General features: G+C 74.4%; 21 protein-coding genes and 1 tRNA gene. 8 read left to right on the top strand and 14 right to left on the bottom strand.

What is annotated here, in order from left to right; genetic code table 11:
- Window positions 1-42 precede the first annotated feature (42 nt).
- The 7 genes from hutH to AB0K25_RS12790 form a co-directional block, all read right to left on the bottom strand.
- Window positions 43-1581: a histidine ammonia-lyase gene (gene hutH / locus AB0K25_RS12760; RefSeq protein ID WP_363820124.1), complete on the bottom strand. Its 1539-nt coding sequence runs from the start codon at window positions 1579-1581 to the stop codon at window positions 43-45.
- The gene (hutI, locus tag AB0K25_RS12765; RefSeq protein ID WP_363820127.1) at window positions 1569-2762 is read right to left on the bottom strand and encodes an imidazolonepropionase; all 1194 of its coding nucleotides are present in this window, start codon (window positions 2760-2762) and stop codon (window positions 1569-1571) included. The genes hutH and hutI overlap by 13 nt, the downstream gene beginning before the upstream one ends.
- A gap of 75 nt (window positions 2763-2837) precedes the next feature.
- Entirely contained in the window at window positions 2838-4193 is a 1356-nt protein-coding gene (locus AB0K25_RS12770) for a formimidoylglutamate deiminase (protein ID WP_219470720.1), read from the bottom strand.
- Entirely contained in the window at window positions 4190-5434 is a 1245-nt protein-coding gene (locus tag AB0K25_RS12775) for an allantoate amidohydrolase (protein WP_363820130.1), read from the bottom strand. The genes AB0K25_RS12770 and AB0K25_RS12775 overlap by 4 nt, the downstream gene beginning before the upstream one ends.
- Before the next feature lie 55 nt (window positions 5435-5489).
- Entirely contained in the window at window positions 5490-7142 is a 1653-nt protein-coding gene (gene hutU, locus AB0K25_RS12780) for a urocanate hydratase (RefSeq protein WP_363820133.1), read from the bottom strand.
- A 12-nt stretch (window positions 7143-7154) separates the two neighbouring features.
- Entirely contained in the window at window positions 7155-8006 is an 852-nt protein-coding gene (locus tag AB0K25_RS12785; protein WP_208567425.1) for a MurR/RpiR family transcriptional regulator, read from the bottom strand.
- 135 nt (window positions 8007-8141) lie between these two features.
- Window positions 8142-9182 (bottom strand): LCP family protein, encoded by a 1041-nt coding sequence (locus tag AB0K25_RS12790; protein WP_308291034.1) that lies wholly within the window; start codon window positions 9180-9182, stop codon window positions 8142-8144.
- A gap of 126 nt (window positions 9183-9308) precedes the next feature.
- On the opposite strand from AB0K25_RS12790, the gene AB0K25_RS12795 reads away from it, so the two are divergent.
- From AB0K25_RS12795 to AB0K25_RS12805, 3 genes are all read left to right on the top strand, one after another.
- Complete coding sequence (locus AB0K25_RS12795; protein ID WP_363820136.1) at window positions 9309-10142, top strand: class I SAM-dependent methyltransferase; 834 nt, start codon at window positions 9309-9311, stop codon at window positions 10140-10142.
- Between the two features lie 169 nt (window positions 10143-10311).
- Window positions 10312-10629: a hypothetical protein gene (locus AB0K25_RS12800; RefSeq protein WP_219467725.1), complete on the top strand. Its 318-nt coding sequence runs from the start codon at window positions 10312-10314 to the stop codon at window positions 10627-10629.
- Window positions 10630-10692: 63 nt separating this feature from the next.
- Entirely contained in the window at window positions 10693-11772 is a 1080-nt protein-coding gene (locus AB0K25_RS12805) for an expansin EXLX1 family cellulose-binding protein (RefSeq protein WP_357534732.1), read from the top strand.
- A 149-nt stretch (window positions 11773-11921) separates the two neighbouring features.
- Here the strand turns inward: AB0K25_RS12805 and AB0K25_RS12810 are convergent, their stop codons facing one another.
- The 4 genes from AB0K25_RS12810 to bcp form a co-directional block, all read right to left on the bottom strand.
- The gene (locus AB0K25_RS12810; protein ID WP_219467728.1) at window positions 11922-12449 is read right to left on the bottom strand and encodes a GNAT family N-acetyltransferase; all 528 of its coding nucleotides are present in this window, start codon (window positions 12447-12449) and stop codon (window positions 11922-11924) included.
- Window positions 12450-12514: 65 nt separating this feature from the next.
- Window positions 12515-12600, bottom strand: a tRNA-Leu gene (locus tag AB0K25_RS12815).
- A 5-nt stretch (window positions 12601-12605) separates the two neighbouring features.
- Complete coding sequence (locus tag AB0K25_RS12820) at window positions 12606-13508, bottom strand: helix-turn-helix domain-containing protein (RefSeq protein ID WP_219467729.1); 903 nt, start codon at window positions 13506-13508, stop codon at window positions 12606-12608.
- Between the two features lie 31 nt (window positions 13509-13539).
- Window positions 13540-14016, bottom strand: coding sequence for a thioredoxin-dependent thiol peroxidase (gene bcp, locus AB0K25_RS12825; RefSeq protein ID WP_219467731.1), 477 nt, complete (start codon window positions 14014-14016; stop codon window positions 13540-13542).
- 303 nt (window positions 14017-14319) lie between these two features.
- Here bcp and AB0K25_RS12830 point away from each other — a divergent pair, with 303 nt between their 5' ends.
- The 4 genes from AB0K25_RS12830 to AB0K25_RS12845 are packed head-to-tail and all read left to right on the top strand — an operon-like array spanning window position 14320 to window position 16995.
- Window positions 14320-15039: an energy-coupling factor ABC transporter permease gene (locus tag AB0K25_RS12830; RefSeq protein WP_219467734.1), complete on the top strand. Its 720-nt coding sequence runs from the start codon at window positions 14320-14322 to the stop codon at window positions 15037-15039.
- On the top strand, window positions 15036-15449 hold the full coding sequence (locus tag AB0K25_RS12835; RefSeq protein WP_208567418.1) for a PDGLE domain-containing protein: 414 nt from the start codon (window positions 15036-15038) through the stop codon (window positions 15447-15449). The genes AB0K25_RS12830 and AB0K25_RS12835 overlap by 4 nt, the downstream gene beginning before the upstream one ends.
- A gap of 14 nt (window positions 15450-15463) precedes the next feature.
- Window positions 15464-16234, top strand: coding sequence for a cobalt ECF transporter T component CbiQ (gene cbiQ, locus AB0K25_RS12840; protein ID WP_219467737.1), 771 nt, complete (start codon window positions 15464-15466; stop codon window positions 16232-16234).
- The gene (locus AB0K25_RS12845; RefSeq protein ID WP_208567416.1) at window positions 16231-16995 is read left to right on the top strand and encodes an ABC transporter ATP-binding protein; all 765 of its coding nucleotides are present in this window, start codon (window positions 16231-16233) and stop codon (window positions 16993-16995) included. Before cbiQ ends, AB0K25_RS12845 begins: the two co-directional genes overlap by 4 nt.
- Window positions 16996-17117: 122 nt before the next feature.
- Here the strand turns inward: AB0K25_RS12845 and AB0K25_RS12850 are convergent, their stop codons facing one another.
- Genes AB0K25_RS12850 through AB0K25_RS12860 form a run of 3 tightly spaced genes read right to left on the bottom strand, consistent with a single transcriptional unit; the run spans window position 17118 to window position 19445 of the window.
- The gene (locus tag AB0K25_RS12850) at window positions 17118-18212 is read right to left on the bottom strand and encodes a hypothetical protein (protein ID WP_363820143.1); all 1095 of its coding nucleotides are present in this window, start codon (window positions 18210-18212) and stop codon (window positions 17118-17120) included.
- Entirely contained in the window at window positions 18209-18925 is a 717-nt protein-coding gene (locus tag AB0K25_RS12855; protein ID WP_357534725.1) for a thioredoxin domain-containing protein, read from the bottom strand. Before AB0K25_RS12855 ends, AB0K25_RS12850 begins: the two co-directional genes overlap by 4 nt.
- Complete coding sequence (locus AB0K25_RS12860; protein WP_219467745.1) at window positions 18918-19445, bottom strand: MauE/DoxX family redox-associated membrane protein; 528 nt, start codon at window positions 19443-19445, stop codon at window positions 18918-18920. The genes AB0K25_RS12855 and AB0K25_RS12860 overlap by 8 nt, the downstream gene beginning before the upstream one ends.
- Window positions 19446-19782: 337 nt before the next feature.
- Between AB0K25_RS12860 and AB0K25_RS12865 the strand changes: the two genes are divergently transcribed.
- Window positions 19783-21438, top strand: a complete 1656-nt coding sequence (locus AB0K25_RS12865) for a copper resistance protein CopC (RefSeq protein ID WP_363820147.1) — start codon at window positions 19783-19785, stop codon at window positions 21436-21438.
- Window positions 21439-21454: the final 16 nt, after the last annotated feature.

A 21454-nucleotide genomic window follows, 5' to 3' on the forward strand; every position in this document is an offset into this window, starting at 1 on the left:
GAGTGGGGTGGGGAGGTCCGGGAAAGCCGGGGCGGCGGGCGGTCAGCCCAGGGGGCCGATCTCCCGCTCGATGGCGCTACGCAGGTCGGGGCCGGCGAGCACGGCGCGGGCCGCTTCCATCACCGGGGCGAGGAAGACATCGGGACCGGGCTCGCCGGCCGCACCCCCGAGTGCGGCCACGGCGGCCCGGCCGGCCGGTGACGGCTCCAGCGGTGCGCGCAGTTGCAGGCCCCGTACCGCCGCCAGCAGCTCCACGGCGAGCAGGCTGGTCAGGTTGTCCAGCACGGTGCGCAGCTTCTTGGTCGCCGCCCAGCCCATCGAGACGTGGTCCTCCTGCATGCCACTGGTGGGCAGCGAGTCGACCGAAGCGGGCGCGGCCAGCCGGCGGTTCTCCGCGACGATCCCGGCGGCCGTGTACTGGGCGATCATCAGCCCGGAGTTCACCCCCGCGTCGGGGGACAGGAACGCCGGCAGGTCCCGGTTGCGGGTCACGTCGAGCAGCCGGTCCACCCGGCGTTCCGCGATCGCCCCCACCTCGGCGGCGGCGATGGCCAGGTAGTCGGCGGCGAAACCGAGCGGAGCGCCGTGGAAGTTGCCTGTCGACTCGACCCGGCCGTCCGGCAACACCACCGGGTTGTCCACCACCGAGACCAGCTCCCGGCCGGCCACCGTCGCGACGAAGTCCAGGGTGTCCCGGGCCGCGCCGGCCACCTGCGGAGCACACCGCATCGAGTACGCGTCCTGCACGGCGTGCGCCAGGTCGTCACGGTGCGAGTCCATCACCCGGGAATCCTGGAGCAGCCGGTGAATGTTCGCCGCCGAGGCGGCCTGCCCCGGGTGCGGCCGGATGGCGTGCAGCTCGGGCAGGAAGGGGCGCTCCGAGCCGAGCATCGCCTCGATGGCCAGCGCGGCGGTCACGTCGGCCATGGCGAACAGGTGCCGGGCGTCCGCGACGGCCAGCAGCAGCATCCCGAGCATCCCGTCGGTGCCGTTGATCAGCGCCAGCCCCTCCTTGGCGGCCAACGCGACCGGGGTCAGCCCGGCGGCGCGCAGCGCGTCGGCGGCGTCGACCCGTTCGCCGGCCGGTCCCAGCACCCACCCCTCGCCGAGCAGCACCAGCGCGCAGTGCGCCAGCGGCGCCAGGTCACCGGAGGCACCGAGCGAGCCGTGCTCCGGCACCCACGGGGTGACGTCGGAGTTGAGCAGGTCGACCAGCCCCTGCGCGAGCAGCGGACGGACCCCGGAGCGGCCCAGTGCCAACGAGCGGACCCGCAGCAGCATCATCGCCCGCACCACCTCGCGGGGCATCGGCGCACCCACCCCGGCCGCATGCGAACGGATCAGCGCGTGCTGCAACTCGGCCCGGCGCTGCGGGGCGACGAAGGTGTTGGCCAGGGCCCCGAAACCGGTGGAGACGCCGTACACCGGGCGGCCGGCGGCCTCGATGCCGTCCACGATGGACCGACTGTCGACCATCGCCTCGACGGCGGCCGGAGCGAGGACGACCCGGGCGTCGCCGCGGGCCACGGCGAGCACGTCGGCGGGGGTGATCCCGGTGGGCTGGACGGTCACAGTCGACATTGCGGTACTCCGTTGTGCAGGACCTGGCGGACCAGTGGGACACCCGGCCGGTAGGCCAGGTGCAGGTGGGACGGGGCGTCGAGGATCATCAGGTCGGCCCGTACGCCGGGGCGCAGCACCCCGACGTCGGTGCGGCGCAACGCCTGCGCGCCGCCCGCCGTCGCGGCCCAGACCGCCTCCGCCGGGGTCATCCGCATCTCGCGGACGGCCAGCGTGACGCAGAACGGCATCGACGAGGTGTACGACGACCCGGGGTTGCAGTCCGTGGCCAGCGCCACGGTCACCCCCGCGTCGAGCAGCCGCCTGGCATCCGGGTACGGCGACCTGGTGGAGAACTCCGCCCCCGGCAGCAGGGTCGCCACGGTCGGATCGGTGGTGGTGGCCGAGCCGGCCAGCGCGTCGACGTCGGCGTCGGACAGGTGGGTGCAGTGGTCGACGCTGGCCGCCCCCAGCTCCACCCCCAGCCGTACCCCCGGCCCCGGGCCGAGCTGGTTGGCGTGCAACCGCAGCCCCAGCCCGGCGGCCTGCCCGACGGTGAGGATCGCCCGGGTGTGGTCGGCGTCGAAGGCGCCCCGCTCACAGAACACGTCCACCCAGCGGGCGTACGGCGCGGCGGCGGTGAGCATCGGCCCGCACACCAGCCCCACGTAGTCGTCGGGCCGGCCCGCGTACTCGGCGGGGACGACGTGCGCGCCGAGGAAGGTGGTCTCGGCGGTCACCTCGGCGGCGATCCGCAGCGAGCGGGCCTCGTCGGCGACGGTCAGGCCGTACCCACTCTTGATCTCCATGGTGGTGGTGCCCTGCCGCATCGCCTCGTCGCGCAGCCGGTGCACGGTGTCCCGCAGGTCGTCGTCGGAGGCCGCCCGGGTCGCACCGACCGTGGTCCGGATACCCCCTCCGGTGTACGGCTCACCGGCCATCCGGGCCGCGAACTCCGCCGCCCGGTCCCCGGCGAACACCAGGTGCGCATGGCTGTCCACGAACCCGGGCAGCACCGCGCCCCCCTCGGCGTCGATCCGCCGGTCGGCGGCCGGCGCATAGCGGGCCGGGCCGATCCAGACGACCCGACCCGCCTCCACCAGCAGGGCGACCCCCCGCCGCAGACCCAACGGTCCGTCCCCGCCGGCCGCCGGCACGTTGGTGACCAACTCGCCGATGTTGTCGACCAGCAGGCTGCTCACGCCGCCCCTCCCGTCCCGGACCGGCCGCCCCCGCCGCGAGTCGCCGGCCGCTGCCCGGACCCGGCCGGGACCCGGCTAGTCACCGGTCACCGCCGCGATCGCCGCGCGCAGCTCGGCCGGCACGTCCACGGTCAGGTGTCGGCCGTCGCGCACCACCTGCCGCCCGTCGACCACCACCTGGTCGACGTCGGCGGCGGTGGCCGCGAAGAACACCCCCACCGGCGGCACCCCGGCGGTACGCGGGCTGTCCAGCCGTACGGTCACCAGGTCGGCGCGTTCCCCGACGGCGATCCGGCCGGCGTCGGCCCAGCCCAGCGCGGCGTGCCCGGTGACGGTGGCCGCGTCGCGCAGCGCGGCGGCGGTGAAGTGCCCGCGTCGCCGGGTACGCAGCCGCTCGTCCAGCTCCACCGCGCGGGCCTCCTCGAACAGGTCGACCACGGCGTGACTGTCGCTGCCCAGGCTCAGCGGGATGCCGGCGTCGGCCATCAGCCGGGCCGGCCCGATCCCGTCGGCCAGGTCCCGTTCCGTGGTGGGGCACAGACACACCCCGGTCCGGTGCTCGGCCAGCAGGGCCAGGTCGGCACCGGTCGGGTGGGTGGCGTGCACGGCGGTGACGTCGGGGCCGAGCACCCCGCGGTCGGCGAGCAGCCCGGTCGGGGTACGCCCGTGCGCCGTCCGGCAGGCGTCGTTCTCGGCGGGCTGCTCCGACAGGTGCACGTGCAGCGGGGCACCCTGCCGGTACGCCCACCCGGCGACGCTGGCGAGCTGGTCCGCCGGCACCGCGCGTACCGAGTGGATCGCCGCCCCGCGCAGCGCGTGCGCCCCGGCTGGCCGGAACCCGTCGACCCGTTCCGCCCAGCGCAGCGCGTCCCCGTCACCGAAGCGCCGCTGCACCCCGACCAACGGCTCCCCGGCCACCGAGGCGGTCAGGTAACAGGCGTCCAGCAGGGTGATCCGGATACCGGCCTGCGCCGCCGCCTCGACAAGCGCCGCACCCATCGCGTTCGGGTCGTCGTACGGCCGGCTGTCGGGGCCGTGGTGCAGGTAGTGGAACTCGCCGACGCAGGTCACCCCGGCCAGCGCCATCTCCGCGTACGCGGCCCGGGCCAGCGCCAGGTAGGAGTCGGGATCGAGCCGGCCGGCGACGGCGTACATCTGCTCCCGCCAGCTCCAGAAGTCACCCCGACCGCCGTGGGTACGCCCGCGCAACGCCCGGTGGAAGGCGTGCGAGTGGGCGTTGGCCAGGCCGGGCAGGGTGAGCCCGGGCAGCCGTACCGCCTCGGCGAGCACCTCGACCCCGGTCTGCGGCGACGTGCCCCGGGCCAGCGGCGTGACGGCGGTGAACCGGCCGTCCTCGGCCTCGATCAGTACGTCCGGGGTCGGTGCGGCATGATCGGGCAGCCACGCCTGCTCGGCCAGCCAACGGGTCAGTGGCATGCCAGCTCCTCCAGCACCCGGGCCAGCGCGACCACCCCGGCCGCACAGTCGTCGTCGGTGGCCGACTCGGCGGGGGAGTGCGACACCCCGGTCGGGTTGCGCACGAACAGCATCGCGGTGGGCAGGTGCGCGGCGAGCACCCCGGCGTCGTGGCCGGCCCCGGTGGGCAGCACCGGCGCGGCCAGCAGCCCCGCCAGCCGGTCGGCCAGCCTGCCGTCGAAGGTGACCAGCGGGGTGGCCGACTCCCGGGTCACGGTCAGCTCGGTGCCGTCGCGGCGGGCCCGCTCGGCGGCCTTGGCCCGGACCGCTTCGACCAGGTCGTGCAGGGTGTCCGGTTCGGCCGCGCGCGCGTCCAGCCAGCCGGTCACCGTCGACGCGATCGCGTTGGTGGCGTTGGGTTCCACCGACATCCGGCCCACGGTGGCGTGCGCGCCGCGCAGCCGGGCCTCCTTGTTCGCCGCGAGCACGGTGAACGCGAAGGTGAGCATCGGGTCGCGGCGGTCGGCCATCCGGGTCGTACCGGCGTGGTTGCCCTCGCCGCGCAGCTCGAAGCGCCACCGGCCGTGCGGCCAGATGACGCTCGCCACCGCGACCGGCGCGTCGGCGTCGACAAGCGCCCGCCCCTGCTCGACGTGCAGTTCCACGAACGCGGCGAACCGGCCGAGCAGCGCCGGGTCGGCCCCCGCCGGCCGGTGGCCCAGCGCCTCGGCGAAGCTCACCCCGGCCGCGTCGCGCAGCCCGGCCGCGCGGTCGGCGTCGATTTCGCCGGTGAGCAGCCTCGACCCCAGGCACGGTACGCCGAACCGGGCCCCCTCCTCCTCGACGAACGCGGCCACCACCACCGGCCGGACCGGGGTGACGCCTGCGGCCCGCAGCTCGTCCACGGCGAGGAACGCGCTGACGATGCCGAGCGGCCCGTCGTACGCCCCGCCGTGCGGCACCGAGTCGAAGTGGCTGCCGGTCAGCACCGCCCCGGTGCCGGCTGGCCCGTCGGTGGTCGGCCCGTCGGTGGTCGGCCCGTCGGTGGGCGGGTCGCCCCACCAGGCGAACAGGTTGCCGTTGCCGTCCCCGCTGACCGGCATGCCCCGCAGGTCGGCCTGCTCCCGGAACCACTCCCGCAGCCGCAGCTCCGGCGGGGTCAGCGCGTACCGCAGATAGCCGCCGCTGTCGGCGTCCCGGCCGACCGGCGCGATCTCGTCCCACAACTCCCGGAACCGCCCGGCAAGGCCGCTCACGCGGTTTCCCCTTCGTTCGCGACTGCGGGGCTCCGCTGCGCTGCGCTCCTCGCGCTCATCGGTGCTCGGCCATGGGGATGCGGACGTTGTCGCGCTCGGCGATGTCGCGGGCGGTGTCGTAGCCGGCGTCGACGTGTCGGATGACGCCCATCGCCGGGTCGTTGCTGAGCACCCGTTCGATCTTCTGCCCGGCCAGCGCGGTGCCGTCGGCGACGCAGACCTGACCGGCGTGGATGGATCGGCCGATGCCCACTCCGCCGCCGTGGTGGATGGACACCCAGGATGCGCCGCTGGCGGTGTTGACCAGCGCGTTGAGCAGCGGCCAGTCGGCGATCGCGTCGGACCCGTCGGCCATCGCCTCGGTCTCCCGGTAGGGGCTGGCGACGCTGCCGCAGTCCAGGTGGTCCCGGCCGATCACGACCGGTGCGGACAGCTCACCGGAGGCGACCATGTCGTTGAACCGCACCCCGGCGACGTCCCGTTCGCCGTAGCCCAGCCAGCAGATCCGGGCCGGCAGTCCCTGGAAGGCGACCCGGTCGGCGGCCATCCGCATCCACCGGGCCAGCGACTCGTTCTCCGGGAACAGGTCGAGCACGGCCCGGTCGGTGGCGGCGATGTCGGCCGGGTCACCGGAGAGCGCCGCCCAGCGGAACGGCCCCTTACCCTCGCAGAACAGCGGCCGGATGTACGCCGGCACGAAGCCGGGGAAGTCGAACGCCCGCGCGTACCCTCCCAACTGCGCCTCGCCCCGGATCGAGTTGCCGTAGTCGAAGACCTCCGCGCCCGCGTCGAGGAAACCGACCATCGCCTCGACGTGCTTCGCCATCGACGCCCGCGCCCGGTCGGTGAACTCGGCCGGCTTGGCCGCCGCGTAGTCCCGCGCGTCGGCCAACTCCACCCCCTCCGGCAGGTACGACAGCGGGTCGTGCGCGCTGGTCTGGTCGGTGACCACGTCGACGGCCACGCCCCGGCGCAGCAGCTCGGGGAAGACGGTGGCGGCGTTGCCGACCACACCGACGCTCAACGCCCGCCGGTCCCGCTTCGCGGCCAGCACCCGGGCGACGGCGTCGTCGAGCGAGTCGGCCACCTCGTCGAGGTAGCGGTCGTGCACCCGCCGGTCGAGCCGGGTGCGGTCCACGTCCACGATCAGGCAGACGCCGTCGTTCATGGTGACCGCGAGGGGTTGCGCCCCGCCCATCCCGCCGCAGCCGGCGGTGAGGGTCAGCGTCCCGGCGAGGCTGCCGCCGAAGCACTTCGCGGCGACGGCGGCGAACGTCTCGTAGGTGCCCTGGAGGATGCCCTGGGTGCCGATGTAGATCCACGAACCGGCGGTCATCTGCCCGTACATGGTCAGGCCGAGGGATTCCAGCCGGCGGAATTCGGGCCAGGTGGCCCAGTCGCCGACCAGGTTGGAGTTGGCCAGCAGCACCCGGGGGGCCCACTCGTGGGTCCGCATGACCCCGACCGGGCGGCCCGACTGCACCAGCATCGTCTCGTCGTCGCGCAGCCCGGTGAGGGTGCGCACCAGCGCGTGGTACGACGGCCAGTCCCGGGCCGCCTTCCCGGTGCCGCCGTAGACCACCAGGTCGTCGGGGCGTTCGGCCACCTCCGGGTCGAGGTTGTTCATCAGCATCCGCAGGGCGGCCTCCTGCGGCCACCCCTGCGCGGTACGGGTGGTGCCACGGGCGGCACGGACGGGCTGGTGCATGGCGTACTCCTCTCAGCCGAGGAACAACTGACGACGGGCGGCGGACGACTCGAACGCCTCCAGGCGGCGCTGGGTCTGGATCGGGGCGGCGTCACAGATCGCCTGGAGCACCACCATGGCCAGGGTCATCGGGGCGGTGTGCAGGTCGAAGACGAGGTCGGTGCCGACGGCGGCGGGGAGCACCAGCTCGGCGTACTCGGTGGCGGGGCTGACCGGGGAGTCGGTGATCGCGACGACGGTGAGGCCGGCGTCGCGGGCGGCGCGCAGCGCGTCGAGGGTCTCCCGGGGGTAGCGGGGCAGCACGAAGGCGAGCAGCGCGTCAGCCCCGGCCGAGGCGGCCTGTTCGAGCCGGTCGGTGAGCAGGCTGCCTCCGTCGTCGAGGACCCGGACGTCGGGCAGCACCTTGGCGGCGAAGTACGCGAAGTAGGCGGCCAGCGGCGCGGCGGCCCGTAGGCCGAGCACCGGCAGGGGGCGGCTCGCCGCGAGCAGCCGACCGGCGGTGGCGATCCTGTCCCGGTCGGCCAGCTCGCCGGCCAGCCGGTCCAGGTTGGCCATCTCGGCGCGTACCGCGAGTTGCAGTTCGTTGCCGTCGTCGGGGCGACCGTCGGGCCCGGCGGCGGTCAGCTCGCGCAGCCGGCGGCGCAGCGCCGGGTAGCCGTCGTGGCCCAGCGCCACGGCGAACCGGGTCACCGACGGCTGGCTGACCCCGGCAAGCTCCGCCACCTCGGCCGCCGACAGGTAGGCCACGGTGGCGGCGTGCTGCACGAGGCAGTGCGCGATGCGCCGTTGGGTGGGGGTGAGCCGGACCCCGTGGAACAGGTCGAGCAGCCGGTCCGGCGGCGCGGCGACGGCTCCGTCATTCATGCCGCGACTCTATGCATGAAATATTTCAGGAGCAACCACCGCCCGCCCCCGCCCGACGCCGCCCGGACAGGCGATCGTCGTCCGGGCCGCCGGGACGCGGGTGCCTGCCGTCGGGGCCGGTGGTCGCCGTCCGCCTCAGCGGGCGGCGCGGACGATCTCGGCGGTGGCGTCCCGGCGGACCGCGTCGTAGAACGCCTCGGACTTCTGCTCGTCGGCGAAGACCACGCTCTCGGTGCCCACCCGGCCGGTGCCCCGCGACGGGCTGGTGACGAAGGTGAGGTTGCCGCCGCGCAGGCCGCGCAGCTCGGTCGCCAGGTCCAGCAGCGACATCTCCCGGTCGACGGAGACCGACGACGAGGCGGCCCGGACGAAGTCGTTGAGCTTCCCCGGACTGGTCAGGATGCCGCCGGTGGCCGCCTTGTCGAGGATCGCCCGGATCACCTGCTGCTGGTGCCGGATCCGGGCGAAGTCGCCGTCCGGGAACTGCTTGCGCTGCCGGGAGTAGTCCAGCGCTGTCGCCCCGTCCATCGTCTGCCGCCCGGCGGGGAAGGTGCGCAGCGGCGGGTGGATCGAGGTGAACCGGTGGTCGACGGTGATGTCGACCCCGCCCAGCGCGTCGATGATCTCCTGGAAGCCGGCGAAGTCGACCACCGCCACGTGGTCGACGTGCACCCGGGTGAACTCCTCGACGGTCTGCACCATCAGCGGAATCCCACCCCAGGCGTACGCCGCGTTGATCTTCGCGGTCCGGCCGCCGTGTCGGCCGTCCGCCGACCGGGGTACGCGGACCCAGGTGTCCCGGGGGATCGAGACGAGCTGGGCGCTCTTCCGGTCCTTCGGCAGGTGGGCCAGGATGATCGTGTCGGTGCGGGACCCCTCGGTCCGTTCCGGGTCCCGGGAGTCGCTGCCCAGGACCATGATGTTCATGGCGTCCCGGGCCACCACCGGCGGTCGGTTCTGCGTCGGCACCCCGGTGAAGGCGTCCACCCGCTCGACGTCCTTGTCGACCGAGCGCAGATAGAGCGCGCCCGCGCCGACGCCACCCGCCCCCAGCAGGGCCAGGGCCAGCAGCACGATCAGTGCGATCCGCCAGCCCCGTCGGCGCTTCGGCGGCGACCCCGGGGCGTCGTCGGACCGGGTCGGAGCGGGTTCCGAAACGTTCTCACCTGCTGGCACGGCCGCATGTTACTGAGCCGCCACCCAGTACGGCAGCCCACGTTCGCCCGACGGCCCGAGGCCCGAAAAGCCGCCGTACGCTGGACGTTCAGCCGCCCGTCACCTGCGGCTGATAGAAACCGCGCCGTGGATGCGACGAGACTGCGCCGGGCCATCGCCCGCACCCCGCTGGCACCGGTGGCCGCCTTCCCCGGGCGGCTCGCCAGGGTCGCCAGGTACGACGCGAAGGTGCTGCGCACCTCGGCCCGCTGGCTGGCCACCTCCCGGGAGCACCACAACTACACCTACGAACTGACCCGGCTCAGCCGGGAGCACCTGACCTGGTTCGTCAGCGTGGTCTGCGACGTCCCGGTGGCCCGGGTCCGGGGCCACCTCGCCGAGATCACCGGCGACGCGACGCTGCGCCGGCACATCGAACAGGCCACCGCCCGGTCCGCCCGACGCGGCCTGGCCGACCGCCGGGTCCGCTACGCGCGCCGGATCGGCTGGTACGCGATCGTCCGGGCCACCCGGCCCACCCACGTCGTCGAGACCGGCACCGACAAGGGGTTGGGTAGCTGCGTCCTCGCCGCCGCCCTGCTGCGCAACGCCGCCGAGGGGCACCCCGGCCGGCTCACCTCGCTGGACGTCAACCCGGAGGCCGGCTACCTGGCCCGCAGCGCACCCTGGGCCGACGTGATCGACCTGGTGGTCGGCGACTCGGTCACCGCGATCGCCGCCCTGGAGCGGCCGGTCGACCTGTTCCTGCACGACAGCGACCACAGCCACGACCACGAACGCCGCGAGTTCGACGCCGTCGAGCCGAAGCTGGCCCCCGGCGCGATCCTGCTCACCGACAACGTCACCACCACCGGGGTGCTCGCCGAACACGCCGAACGCACCGGCCGCCGGTTCCTCGCCTACCGCGAGACCCCGCTCGACCACTGGTACCCCGGCGACGGCATCGGTGTCGCCTGGTGAGCGGCCCGCCCCGCGGAGCCGGGGCGACCGGCGTGGACCCGGGTGGGGCGGGCCGCCGTGCCCGACCGGTGCCGGACGGCCGAGCCGTACTCCGCCGGCCGGGGTGTTGCCCCCGGTACGGTGCCGGATCGATGATTGCCGAATCGCCACCATCGACGGAGGAGTCGGCATGCAGGTTCTCCACCACCCCCGCGTGGCCTGGGACATGGCCCGCCTGATCGTCGCGAGCGTCCCCGACGACGAACTCTTCGACTGGCTGCGCGCCGAACTCGGTGAACTGCTCGGCCCCGACCACGCCGGCTCCCTCCAGGACACCCGGCGGCGGCTGCTGCCATGGGCCCGGACCACGCCCGAGGCCGCCGCCGTCGAAGCCGGCCGCTGGCGGGTCCGCCTGGAGGACCTGCTGCGTACCCGGCCGGAGACCGCCGAACCGCTGCAGTCGCTCACCGTGATCGCGTCGGGCCTCCACCGTAACCGGATCGGCTGACCGGCTTAGCTTTCGCTTAGCCCGCTTGTCCCCGGGTCGTCGCCTGCGGCAGCATCGGTCGGCGTGACCGATGGCAGCGTGTCCCAGCAACCCGACCCCGGGCCGGGCGGTCGCGCCCCCGCCGCGCGTCCCGGGCCGGGGCGTCGCCGCGCCCAGGGTGGCGGACGCCGCCGCTGGCTGGCCGCCGGTGGCGTCGCCGCGCTCGCCACCGTGCTCGGGCTGAGCCTCGCGCTGCGCTCCGGAGCCGCCCCCGCCTGCGCCGCCCCGCCGGTCGCGCTGGCCGGTGCCGGGCCGGTGGCCGCCGGGCGGCTGGCACTGGCGGCCCCACCCACCGGTAGTACGGTCCACAAGGGGAAAGCCACCTTCTACGACTCGAAGGGGGCCGGCGGGAACTGCTCCTACCCGTCCGCCCCGGCCGACCGGATGTACGTGGCCCTCGGCCCCACCGAGTACAGCTCCGGCGCGGCCTGCGGCGGGTACCTCGACGTCACCGGCCCGCGGGGCACCGTCCGGGTCCTGATCATGGACCAGTGCCCGGAGTGCGCCCCCGGGCACGTCGACCTCTCCCGCGAGGCGTTCGCCCGGATCGCCGACCCGGTGCAGGGCATCGTCAACGTCAGCTACCGCGCGGCCGTCGACCCGCCACTGTCCGGCCCGCTGACCTTCCGGATCAAGGAGGGCGCGTCGCAGTACTGGTTCGCGGTGCTGGTCGCCGAGCACGGCAACCCGCTGCGCGCCGTCGAGGTACGCCAGGGCTCCGGCGCTTGGCGTACCGCCGCCCGGCAGGACTACAACTACTGGCAGATCGACTCGGGTGCCGGTCCCGGCCCGTACGCCGTCCGGGTCACCGATGTGTACGGCCACCGCGTCACCGCCAGCGGCGTCACCATGTCCCCCGGCCGGGTCCAGCGCAGCACCGTGAAGATGTACGGCGGCAGCGCCCCCGCCGCGCGGAAGAACCCGACCAGCCGGCCGTCCTCCCCGAGCCCCGCCGCCAGCCCGACCCGGGCCACCGCCAGCCCGTCGGCGGTCGCCTCCGCCAGTTCACCAGGTGCACCGCAGGTCAGCGACCCGCCCGCGCTCGCCGCGTCGAAGGCGGAGCCGGGCGCGGGCCGGCCGGTCGACTGCACGTCCCGGGGCTGACTCCCGCCGGTCCTCCACCGCCGCTGCCCGCCTCGGCTCGGCGGGACCAGCCGCGCGTCGCCCGGTCGCCGGAGCGGCCCGTCCGTCGGGAGCGGGGCCGGACGCCGCCGGGTCGACCCGGCGGCGGTCGAGCGCGGTCCGTCGGACGGTCAGTCCGGGGTGTCCAGGTCCCGCCACATGAGGATCTCGTCCCGGTCGTCGTCGGCTGCCACCCGCAGCGCGCCCGGCAGCCGGCCCACCTCGCGGTAACCGAGCCGGTCGTAGAACCTCTCCAGGCCCAGCCCGCCGCGCACCGTCACGTGCAGCGCCCGCCAACCCAGCTCGGGCGCGCGCCGGGCGGCCTCCCGCATCAGGGCCTGCCCGTGGCCGCGCCCCTGGGTGGCCGGGTGCACCATCACCCGCTTGAGGATGCCCCAGTGCGCCTTCAAGCCGAACCGGTTGTCGGCGAGGAACAACACCGCGACCGGTCGGTCACTCTCGTAGCCGACCAGCATCCGGTCCGGACCGTCGGTGACGGCGGCGAAGGTCGCCTCGGCGACGGGGCGTACGTCGGCGGTGGTGACCGGGGCGACGAAGCCGACCGCACCGCCGGCGTTGGTGACCTCGACCCACAGGTCGACGATCTGCTCGCGCAGGGCGGGGGTGAGATCGGGGTCGAGGACGAAACGCAGGCTCACCCTGTCGATCCTGCTGCGCCGACGCGTCGTGCGCCCGCGATCGTGACCCTCCCGACAGGGTCGTGTGGTGCGGGAGGGGGGACTTGAACCCCCACGTCCTTTCGGACAATAGGACCTAAACCTACCGCGTCTGCCATTCCGCCACTCCCGCTCGCGTCAGAGTTTAGAGCGTCGCGCGGAAACGGTGGAGAGCCCGGCCCGGCGCAGGATGTTCGATACCGTCCCGTGACTGACGACGTAGGTGTCGCCGGTCGCCTCGCGGATGAACGCGGCGAGTTTCCGTGGTCCCAGATCGGGACGGGCCAGTGCGTACCGGAGGACGGTTTCCTGGTGCGGCGAGCCGCTGCGCGGTCGGAGCGGGGCGGCGGCGGTGCCGGTGGTGGCGAGCCGGTGGCGGAGCCGGGTGACGTGGTTGCGGTGGCAGCCGATCCGCCGGGCCGCCTCGCTCGGCCCGATGACACCCGCCTCGACCTGTCGGATCACCTCCGCGACCCGCTCCGCGTCGACAGGTGCCGGGGCTGGTGGACGGTACGCGGCCGGCGGCGGGACGGCGACGTCGGGCACCGCACCGGACTGGCGGGCTCCGCCGCCGGACCGGTGACGCCCGGCGTAGGTCGGGGTCTGGCTGTGACAGTTCGGGCAGAGCAGCCGTAGGTTCGGCGGCCGGTTGTCGAGGAAGTCGCCGCTGAGGTGGTCGACGTGCAGGGTCAGCGGCCGCCCCTGCCAGACGGGGTTGGTGCCGCACCCCTCGCACTCGTCGGGAACGCCGATGTCACGCAGCGCAGCCTTCAGGCGGGCGCCCGGCACCCGTCGGGAACCCGCCGGCAGTGGCCGCAACACCTGGACCGACGGGGTACGCCGCCCGGACGGTCGGCCACCCCCGCCCGGACGGCGGGTGAAGTGCGAGGTGTCGATGCCCAGCCGCTTGAGCTGACGACTGATGTGCGCGTGTGAACCACCGCTGAACCGGACCCCGAGAACGCGCAGGACGTCGGCGATGCTGCGGGACTGCGCCGCCGCCTGGGCGAGCATCTCCGGCGTGTACCTGTATCGGGTCATGCGCGCACAGTAGCGACGAGGTGTGACGCGTTCAGTCGAGGCCGAGGTCGCGGCGCAGCTTGGCGACGTGGCCGGTCGCCTTGACGTTGTAGAACGCGTGCTCGATCTTTCCGTCCGGGTCGATGACGAAGGTGGACCGGATCACCCCGGTCACCGTACGGCCGTAGGACTGCTTCTCGCCGAAGGCGCCGTACGCGGTGAGCACCGCCTTGTCGACGTCGGCGACCAGCGGGAAGGTGATGGCGTCGCGCTCGCGGAACTTCGCCAGCTTGGCGGGCTGGTCGGGGGAGATGCCGACCACCTCGTAACCGGCGGCCTGGAGCGAGGCGAGCGAGTCACGGAAGTCACAGGCCTGTTTGGTGCAGCCGGGGGTCATCGCGGCCGGGTAGGCGTACAGGATGACCCGGCGACCGCGCAGCGCGGCCAGGGCGAGCGTCTCCCCGGTGTCGGTGGGGAGGGTGAAGTCGGGGGCGGGGTCGCCGGGGGCGAGCCGGTCGGGCGCGGTCATGGCGACGACCCTACCGTCGGGGGGTGACGTGCCGGCTGATCCCCGCCGGGGCGCCCGGGACGTGGTGGCGGTCCCCTGGGCCGTTCGGGCCGGCTGGTGCTCCGGGCCGGCCGGTGCACCCGGCGGGCGTGCGGAAGCCGGTTCTTCGGGACGACCCGCATGGTCCGGTGTTCCACCCGCGTGGGCGGGGCCCGGGCGGCCGGGCGATGGCCCGGTGGTGAACGACGCAGTGCCTTGTTGCCGCATCTTGGCAACAACAGCCAGCGGGAAATAGGCTGGGCACGCCGGCCGACTGGAGGTCATGTGGAAACCCTGGCGATGCACATCTCGAACGGGATCATCAACGGTCCCGTCGCGGGCGTCTTCGCGGCCGTCGCGCTGGCCGCCCTGACCTTCTGCGTGCTGCGCGGCCGACGTGACCTGGACGACCGGCTCGCGCCGATGGCCGGCCTGGTCGCCGCGTTCATCTTCGCCGTGCAGATGCTCAACTTCCCGATCTTCACGGCCGGGGTCTCCGGTCACCTGCTCGGCGGCGCGCTCGCCGCCCTGCTGGTCGGCCCCTGGGTCGGCGCGCTCTGCGTGTCGGTGGTGCTGATCGTGCAGGCCCTGGTCTTCGGCGACGGCGGCGTCGCGATGCTCGGCCTGAACATCACCAACATGGCGCTGCTCGGCACCGCGGCGGCGTACCTGCTGATCGCCGGCCTGCTGCGGGTGCTGCCCCGCACCCCCACCGGCCTGGCGGTGACCGCCTTCGTCTCGGCGTTGGTCAGCGTGGTCGTCGCCTCCCAGGGGTTCGTCGTGCAGTACTGGCTCGGCGGCACCACCGACCTGGGCGGCAACCTGACCGGCCTGGCCGGCACGATGGCCGGGGTCCACCTGCTGATCGGCATCGGCGAGGGGCTGATCACCGCGACCACGGTCGCCACCGTGGCCAAGGTCCGACCCGATCTGGTGTACGCGTTGCGCGCGCTGAAGCCGGCGACCGTGCCGGCCCCTGTCCCGGCTGTCGGAGGTGCCCGGTGAGGAAGCGTTCCTGGGGTTTCGTGGCGGTCGGCCTGCTGGTCGCCCTGGTGTTGGCCGGGGTGGTCAGCAACTACGCCTCGTCGCACCCCGACGGTCTGGACTCGTCGCTGCTCAAGGGCTGCACGGTGAACGCCGACGACGAGATCACCGGCGGTTCCTGCCCGGCCCGGCAGGCGAAGGACCATGAGCTGGCCGACAGCCCGCTGGCCGACTACGGCATCCGGGGCGTGGACAACGGCTTCCTCTCCACGGGCCTGTCCGGGGTGGTCGGGGTGCTGCTCACCTTCGCCGTCGGTGGTGGCCTGTTCTGGCTGCTGCGTGGTCGCCGCCCGGCCGGCGGTGACGGTCAGCCGGCCGGCACCGACGGCGGCGCGCGTGACGACCGGCAGCCCGCCGGCACCGCCGGCTGACCGGGCGGTACGACGTGGGTGCCGGACACGCGCACGTGCTCTACCGGGACACCCCCTCCCCGGTGCACCGGCTGGCGCCCGAGGTGAAGATCGCCGCGATGGTGCTGTTCACCATCGCCGTGGTGGCCACCCCGCGCGAGGCGTTCTGGGCCTTCGGCGGGTACGCCGTGCTGGTCGCCGTCGTCGCCGCACTGGCCCGGGTCGGCCCGCGCTGGCTGCTGCTGCGCGCCACGATCGAGGTGCCGTTCGTGCTGTTCGCGGTCGCCCTGCCGTTCCTCGGGGCGGGCGCGCGCACGGAGTTCGTTGGGTTGAGCCTGTCGGTGGACGGCCTGCACGGGGCGTGGAACATCGTCGCCAAGGGCACCCTGGGGGTGCTCGCGTCGCTGCTGCTGGCCGCCACGACCACCACCCGGGACCTGATCGTCGGCCTGGACCGGCTGCGCTGCCCGCAGATCATCACCCAGATCGCCACGTTCATGCTGCGCTACCTCGACGTGCTGGTCGGTGAGGCCCGCCGGATGCGGGTGGCCCGGATCTCCCGGGGCGACGACCCGCGTTTCCTGTGGCAGTTGCGCGGCTTCGCCGCCGGGGTGGGCGCGTTGTTCCTGCGGGCCTTCGAACGTGGTGAGCGGGTCTACCTGGCGATGCTCTCCCGGGGCTACACGGGGCGGATGCCGGCGGTCTGGCAGGGGTCCGGCGCGGCGACCGCCGGGCAGTGGGTGGCGGCGGCCACGGTGCCGCTGGTGGCGGTGACGATCGCCGCCACCGCCGTCGTCCTGACATGATCGGGTACGTGCAGACCGCTGTCTCCCTCGACGTCCGTGGCGTCCGGTACGCGTACCCGGACGGTCACGTCGCCCTGGCCGGGGTGGACCTGGCCGTGCCGCGCGGTGGGCGGGTGGCCCTGCTCGGCCCGAACGGCGCCGGCAAGACCACGCTGGTGCTGCACCTCAACGGCATCCTCACCCCGACCGAGGGGGTGGTGAGCGTGGGTGGGCTGACGGTGTCCCGGGACCGGGACACCCTGGCCGAGATCCGTCGCCGGGTGGGCATCGTCTTCCAGGACCCGGACGATCAGCTCTTCCTGCCCACGGTGGCCGAGGACGTGGCGTTCGGCCCGGCCAACCTGGGGTTGCGCGGGGCCGAGCTGGCCGCGCGGGTGGATGAGGCGCTGACCGCGGTGGGGATGGCCGAGCACCGGGACCGGGCACCGCACCACCTGTCGTTCGGGCAGCGTCGTCGGGTGGCGGTGGCCACCGTGCTGGCGATGCGCCCGGAGATCCTGGTCCTCGACGAGCCGTCGTCCAACCTGGATCCGGCGGCCCGCCGGGAGCTGGCCGGGATCCTGCGTGCCCTGCCGGTGACCCTGCTGATGGTCACCCACGACCTGCCCTACGCGGCGGAGCTGTGCGAGCGGGCGGTCATCCTGGACGCCGGCCGGATCGTCGCCGACGCCCCCACCGCCGACCTGCTCGCCGACGCGGAGCTGCTCTCCCGCCACCGCCTGGAACTGCCCTACGGCTTCCACCCCCGACCGATCGGCTGACCAGCGCCGACAGGCGATCCCCCCGCGCTGCGGTGGGGGCGGGTTCGGTGCCGGCCGGCGGGGCCCACCGGCGGCGGCTCGGGTCCCGGGCCGGACGGCGACGGGGCACCCCGGGTCGCCGGTCAGGTCCGGGCCGGGTCGGCGGCGGGTCGGGGCGCGGCGGCGCGGGTGGCGGCGTGCAGCCGGAGCAGGCCGGCGGCGACCGCGCCGACCCCGGCGACCAGCACCCCGGTCAGCAGCACCCGCGCGACGCCGCCGGACCAGGGCGCGGGGGCGACGGCGCGGGACAGCACGGTCAGGTTGGCGACGCCGACGACAAGGGTGAGGCACGCCCCGGCCAGCGCGAGCACGAAGTCGGCGGCGGGCCGGCGGGCCAACGCCCACCCCCCGGCGGCCACCGCACCCAGCCCGGTCAGCAGCGGCCAGAGCTGCCCGGCGGCCAGCCCGAGCAGCACCCCGCCGACGCCCTGCGCCCCGGCGTCCAGCTCCCGGCCCAGCACCAGGGCGACGGCGGCGGCACCACCGAGGGCGAGCACCGCGCCGACGCCGCGCAGCGCCCGGGTCCCCGCGCCGGTGCCGGCCGGCAGCAGCCCCGCCGCGCCGACCAGCAGGACGCCGAGGGTGGCGGCCACCCACCACGGGTACGGGTCCGGCGGCGGCACCCAGTCGAGGGTGCCGCGCAGCTCGACCGGTTCGTCGCCGTCGCGCAACGGCACCGTCCAGTCGCGGACCCGGTGCTCCCGGCCCGGGTCGGCGGCCACCGGGGCGGGCACCCCGGTCTCCCGCCACAGGGCCCGCTGGTCGTGCCAGCGGACCCGCCTGTCGTCGCCGATCCGACGCCACTGCGGGGCGGCGGCCGGGTCGGCGGTGGCGGGCAGCGCGGTGTCCCCGGCCAGGGTGCGGTTGAGGTACGTGGCGGGGGAGCGGACGTTCTCGTACACCCCGCCCGGCCCGACCCGCAGGTACGGCTCCCCGGAGTAGCCGATCACCTCGACGTCCCGGTCGGAGTGGTTGACCAGTTCCAGCCGGGCACCCGCCTCGACGGCCCGCGCGGTCAGCCCCGACCGGGCCGGGGTGATCCCCGTCACCGTGGTGCGGTAGTCGGTGCCGTCGGGGGCGTCCGCCCCGTGCGCGTACGCCGGTGCGGCGCAGCCGAGCAGGCCGAACAGTACGGCGGCGAGCAGCAGGACGGCCCGCCGCAGGGGTGCCGGGGTCACTTGCCGGCCGCCTCCACCGCTGCGGTGATGCCGGCCGGGCTGCGGTCGGACACGGCGGTGCCGTTCACCTTGAGGGTCGGGGTGCCGGTGACTCCGTCCTTGCTGGCGTCTTCGGTGACGTGTTCGGTCCACGCCGTGTACGTGCCGTCCTTGACGCAGGAACCGAAGTCGTCCTTGTCGAGCCCGACGCCCGCGCCGATGTCGATCAACTGGTCGTTGCTCAGCCCGGCGCTGCCCTCCGGCGGCTGCTGGGCGAAGAGCGCGTCGGTGAACTCCTTGAACTTGCCGCCCTTGGCGGCGCAGCCGGACGCGGCCGAGGAGCGGGTGGAGTATTCGGTGGTGGAGAACCGGTTGAGGTAGGCGACCGGGTGGAAGACCACCTTGGCCTTGCCGGAGGAGACCAACTGGTTGATGGTCTCCCCGCTGGTCTGCTGGAACTCCTTGCAGACCGGGCAGAGGTAGTCCTCGTAGAGGTCGATGGTGACGGGCCCGGTGCCGAGCACGACGCCGGTGCCGGCGTCGTTCGCCCCGGGCGGTGCGGTGAAGGTGTCCGACTTCTGGCTGGAGTAGACGCTCCACCCGATCAGGCCGGCGATCACCAGCAGCACCACCGCGCCGGCGGAGGTCCAGAGGGTCCGCTTGCGGCGCTTCTCGCGGGCGAGCTGCTCGCGGACGACCCGCGCGGCCTGGTTGCGTTCCTTGCGACTACTCATCGTCGTCCTCCTCCACGGGTGGGTCGCCCGCGAGCCAGCCGTCCACCGAGTACGGGCTACGGGGCCAGATCAGCAGGAATCCGGCCAGCGCCAGGAATCCCAGGTCCCGGAGGATCTCCGGGAGGTAGCTCGGGGCCTGGCCGGCGGCGAGCTGCCCGCCGCTGCCGAAGCACCCGCAGTCGATGGCCAGGCCGCGCGCCCAGGCCGAGGCGATGCCGGCGATGAAGACCACCAGCAGCGCGGCGGAGATCCCGGCGCTCAGCCGGGTCGCCAGCCCGGCGAGCAGGAGCAGGCCCAGCGCCAGCTCCACGAACGGCAGCGCGGCCCCGATCGCCGTCGCCACCTGGTAGGGCATCACCTGGTACGCGTTGACGGCCCGTCCGGAGGCGGCCAGGTCACCGACCTTGGCCCCACCGGCGAACAGCCAGACGGCGGCCAGGCCGAGCCGGGCGGCGAGGCCGAGCCAGGGCCGGACGACGGGCCAACGGCCGGCGGGGGTACGCGCTGCGGTCACGCCCATTGGTCGTACCGCCCGGTCGGTGGGTTCCCCGGGGTGGGTGGTCGCCGGGTCGCCGGTGGCCAGTGGCCGGTCAGCGGGCCGTCACCGGTGGTGGTGGAGGGGGCGCGGTGGGCGGGGATCACGACTAGCCACGCTACGCGGCGTGGCGGGGAGGGGCAGGGTCCTTCGACCCTTTGAATGGTCCCGCTCACGCCGGGAACTTTTCCCCACCGCCGAACGACTACCCGTTCATGACGTCCCACCACCTACGGCAGGCGCCCCGGCCGCCGTGGACGCGCCGTGCCGTCGTGGGGTGGCCGGGTGGGCGTATCGGCCTCCGGTCAGCGAGCATGGCGGGATGAACGCCGTCGATCGTCGCTGGTTGGCCCGCGCGGGTGCCGCCGCCGGCCTGCTGATCACCCTCGTCGCCCTGTTGCTCGCCCCGGCCGGGCCGGCGAGCGCCCACGCCGTGTTGTCCAGCAGCAGCCCGGTGGCTTCGGCGGTGGTGCCGAGCGCCCCGTCGGAGGTGGTGCTGACGTTCAGCGAGTCGGTCCGCAAGGTGCCCGACAAGGTGCGGGTCATCGCCCCGGACGGTTCCCGGGCGGATCGGGGCGAACCCCGCTTCGAGGGCTCGGTGGTGACGATCGGGGTGGACCCGGCCGGACCGCAGGGCACCTACCTGGTCAGCTACCGGGTGATCTCCGCCGACAGCCACCCGGTGTCCGGTGCGTTCACCTACTCGGTGGGGGCGCCGTCGACGCCACCGACCGACGCCGGCTCGGACAGCCGGGCCGACCCGGTGGTCGGGGTCGGCGTGAAGGTGACGAAATACCTGGGGTACGGCGGTCTGCTGCTGGTGGTGGGTCCGGCGCTGGTGCTGGCCGCGCTCTGGCCGCTGCGGCTGTCCCGGCGGGGGCCTGCCCGGCTGCTCTGGTCCGGGGTGGGGCTGCTCGCCGTCGCGACGGTGGCCGAGGTGTGGATGCAGGTGCCGTACACCGCCGGTGGGGGGTTGTTCGACGTCACCGGGGAGGGCCTGTCCGAGGTGCTGGGCAGCGGGTACGGCACCGCACACCTGATCCGGCTGGGCCTGCTGGCGGCGGCGGTGTTCCTGCTCCGGCCGCTGACCCGGGGGCCGGTGGGGCGTACCGACGGGATCATCCTGACCGGGCTGGGGGTGGCCGGGTTGTTCACCTGGCCGTTGGCCGGGCACCCGGCTGCCTCCCCGGCGCCGGCGGTGTCGGTGCTCGTCGACGCGGTGCACCTGGGCAGCATGGCGGTCTGGTTGGGCGGGCTGGTGATGCTGGCCGGGTTCCTGCTGCGCCGGGCCGACGAGCGGGAGCTGGGGGCGATCCTGCCGATCTGGTCCCGCTGGGCGGCGCTGGCGGTGGCGGCGTTGCTGCTGGCCGGCGTCGTGCAGGGGCTGATCGAGGTGGGCACCGTCGCGGCCCTCACCGGCACCACGTACGGCCGGCTGCTGCTCGCCAAGATCGGGCTGTTCGCGCTGGTGGTGGGGGTGGCCGCGTACTCCCGACAGTTGGTGCGACGGCGGACCGCGGCGGCCCGGCCGGTGCCGGTGCGGCGCGCGGTGTGGGTGGAGTTGGCGATCACCGCGGTGATCCTCGGCGTCACGGCGACCCTGGTGCAGACCCCGCCGGCCCGGACCGCCGTCGACGGTGGATCCGGCGCCGACGCCGGCTACTACTCGACCACGCTGACCAGCCCGCTCTTCTCGCTCCAGGTGGAGCTGGACCCGGCCGAGCGGGGCAACAACTCGATGCACCTGTACGCCTACACGCCGGACAACCGCCCGCAGCCGGTGGTGGAGTGGAAGGCCACCGCCGCGTTGCCCTCGGCCGGGGTGGAACCGATCGACATTCCGCTGCTCAAGCTCACCGACAACCACGCGACGGGGGAGTTCAGCTTCCCGTCGGCGGGCCAGTGGCAACTGCGTTTCACGGTCCGTACGTCCGACATCGACCAGGCTACGGTGACCGCCACCGTGCCGATCAAGTAAGGAAGGGCCCGTCCCC

Source organism: Micromonospora sp. NPDC049257 (assembly GCF_040678915.1).
Taxonomy (GTDB): domain Bacteria; phylum Actinomycetota; class Actinomycetes; order Mycobacteriales; family Micromonosporaceae; genus Micromonospora; species Micromonospora antibiotica.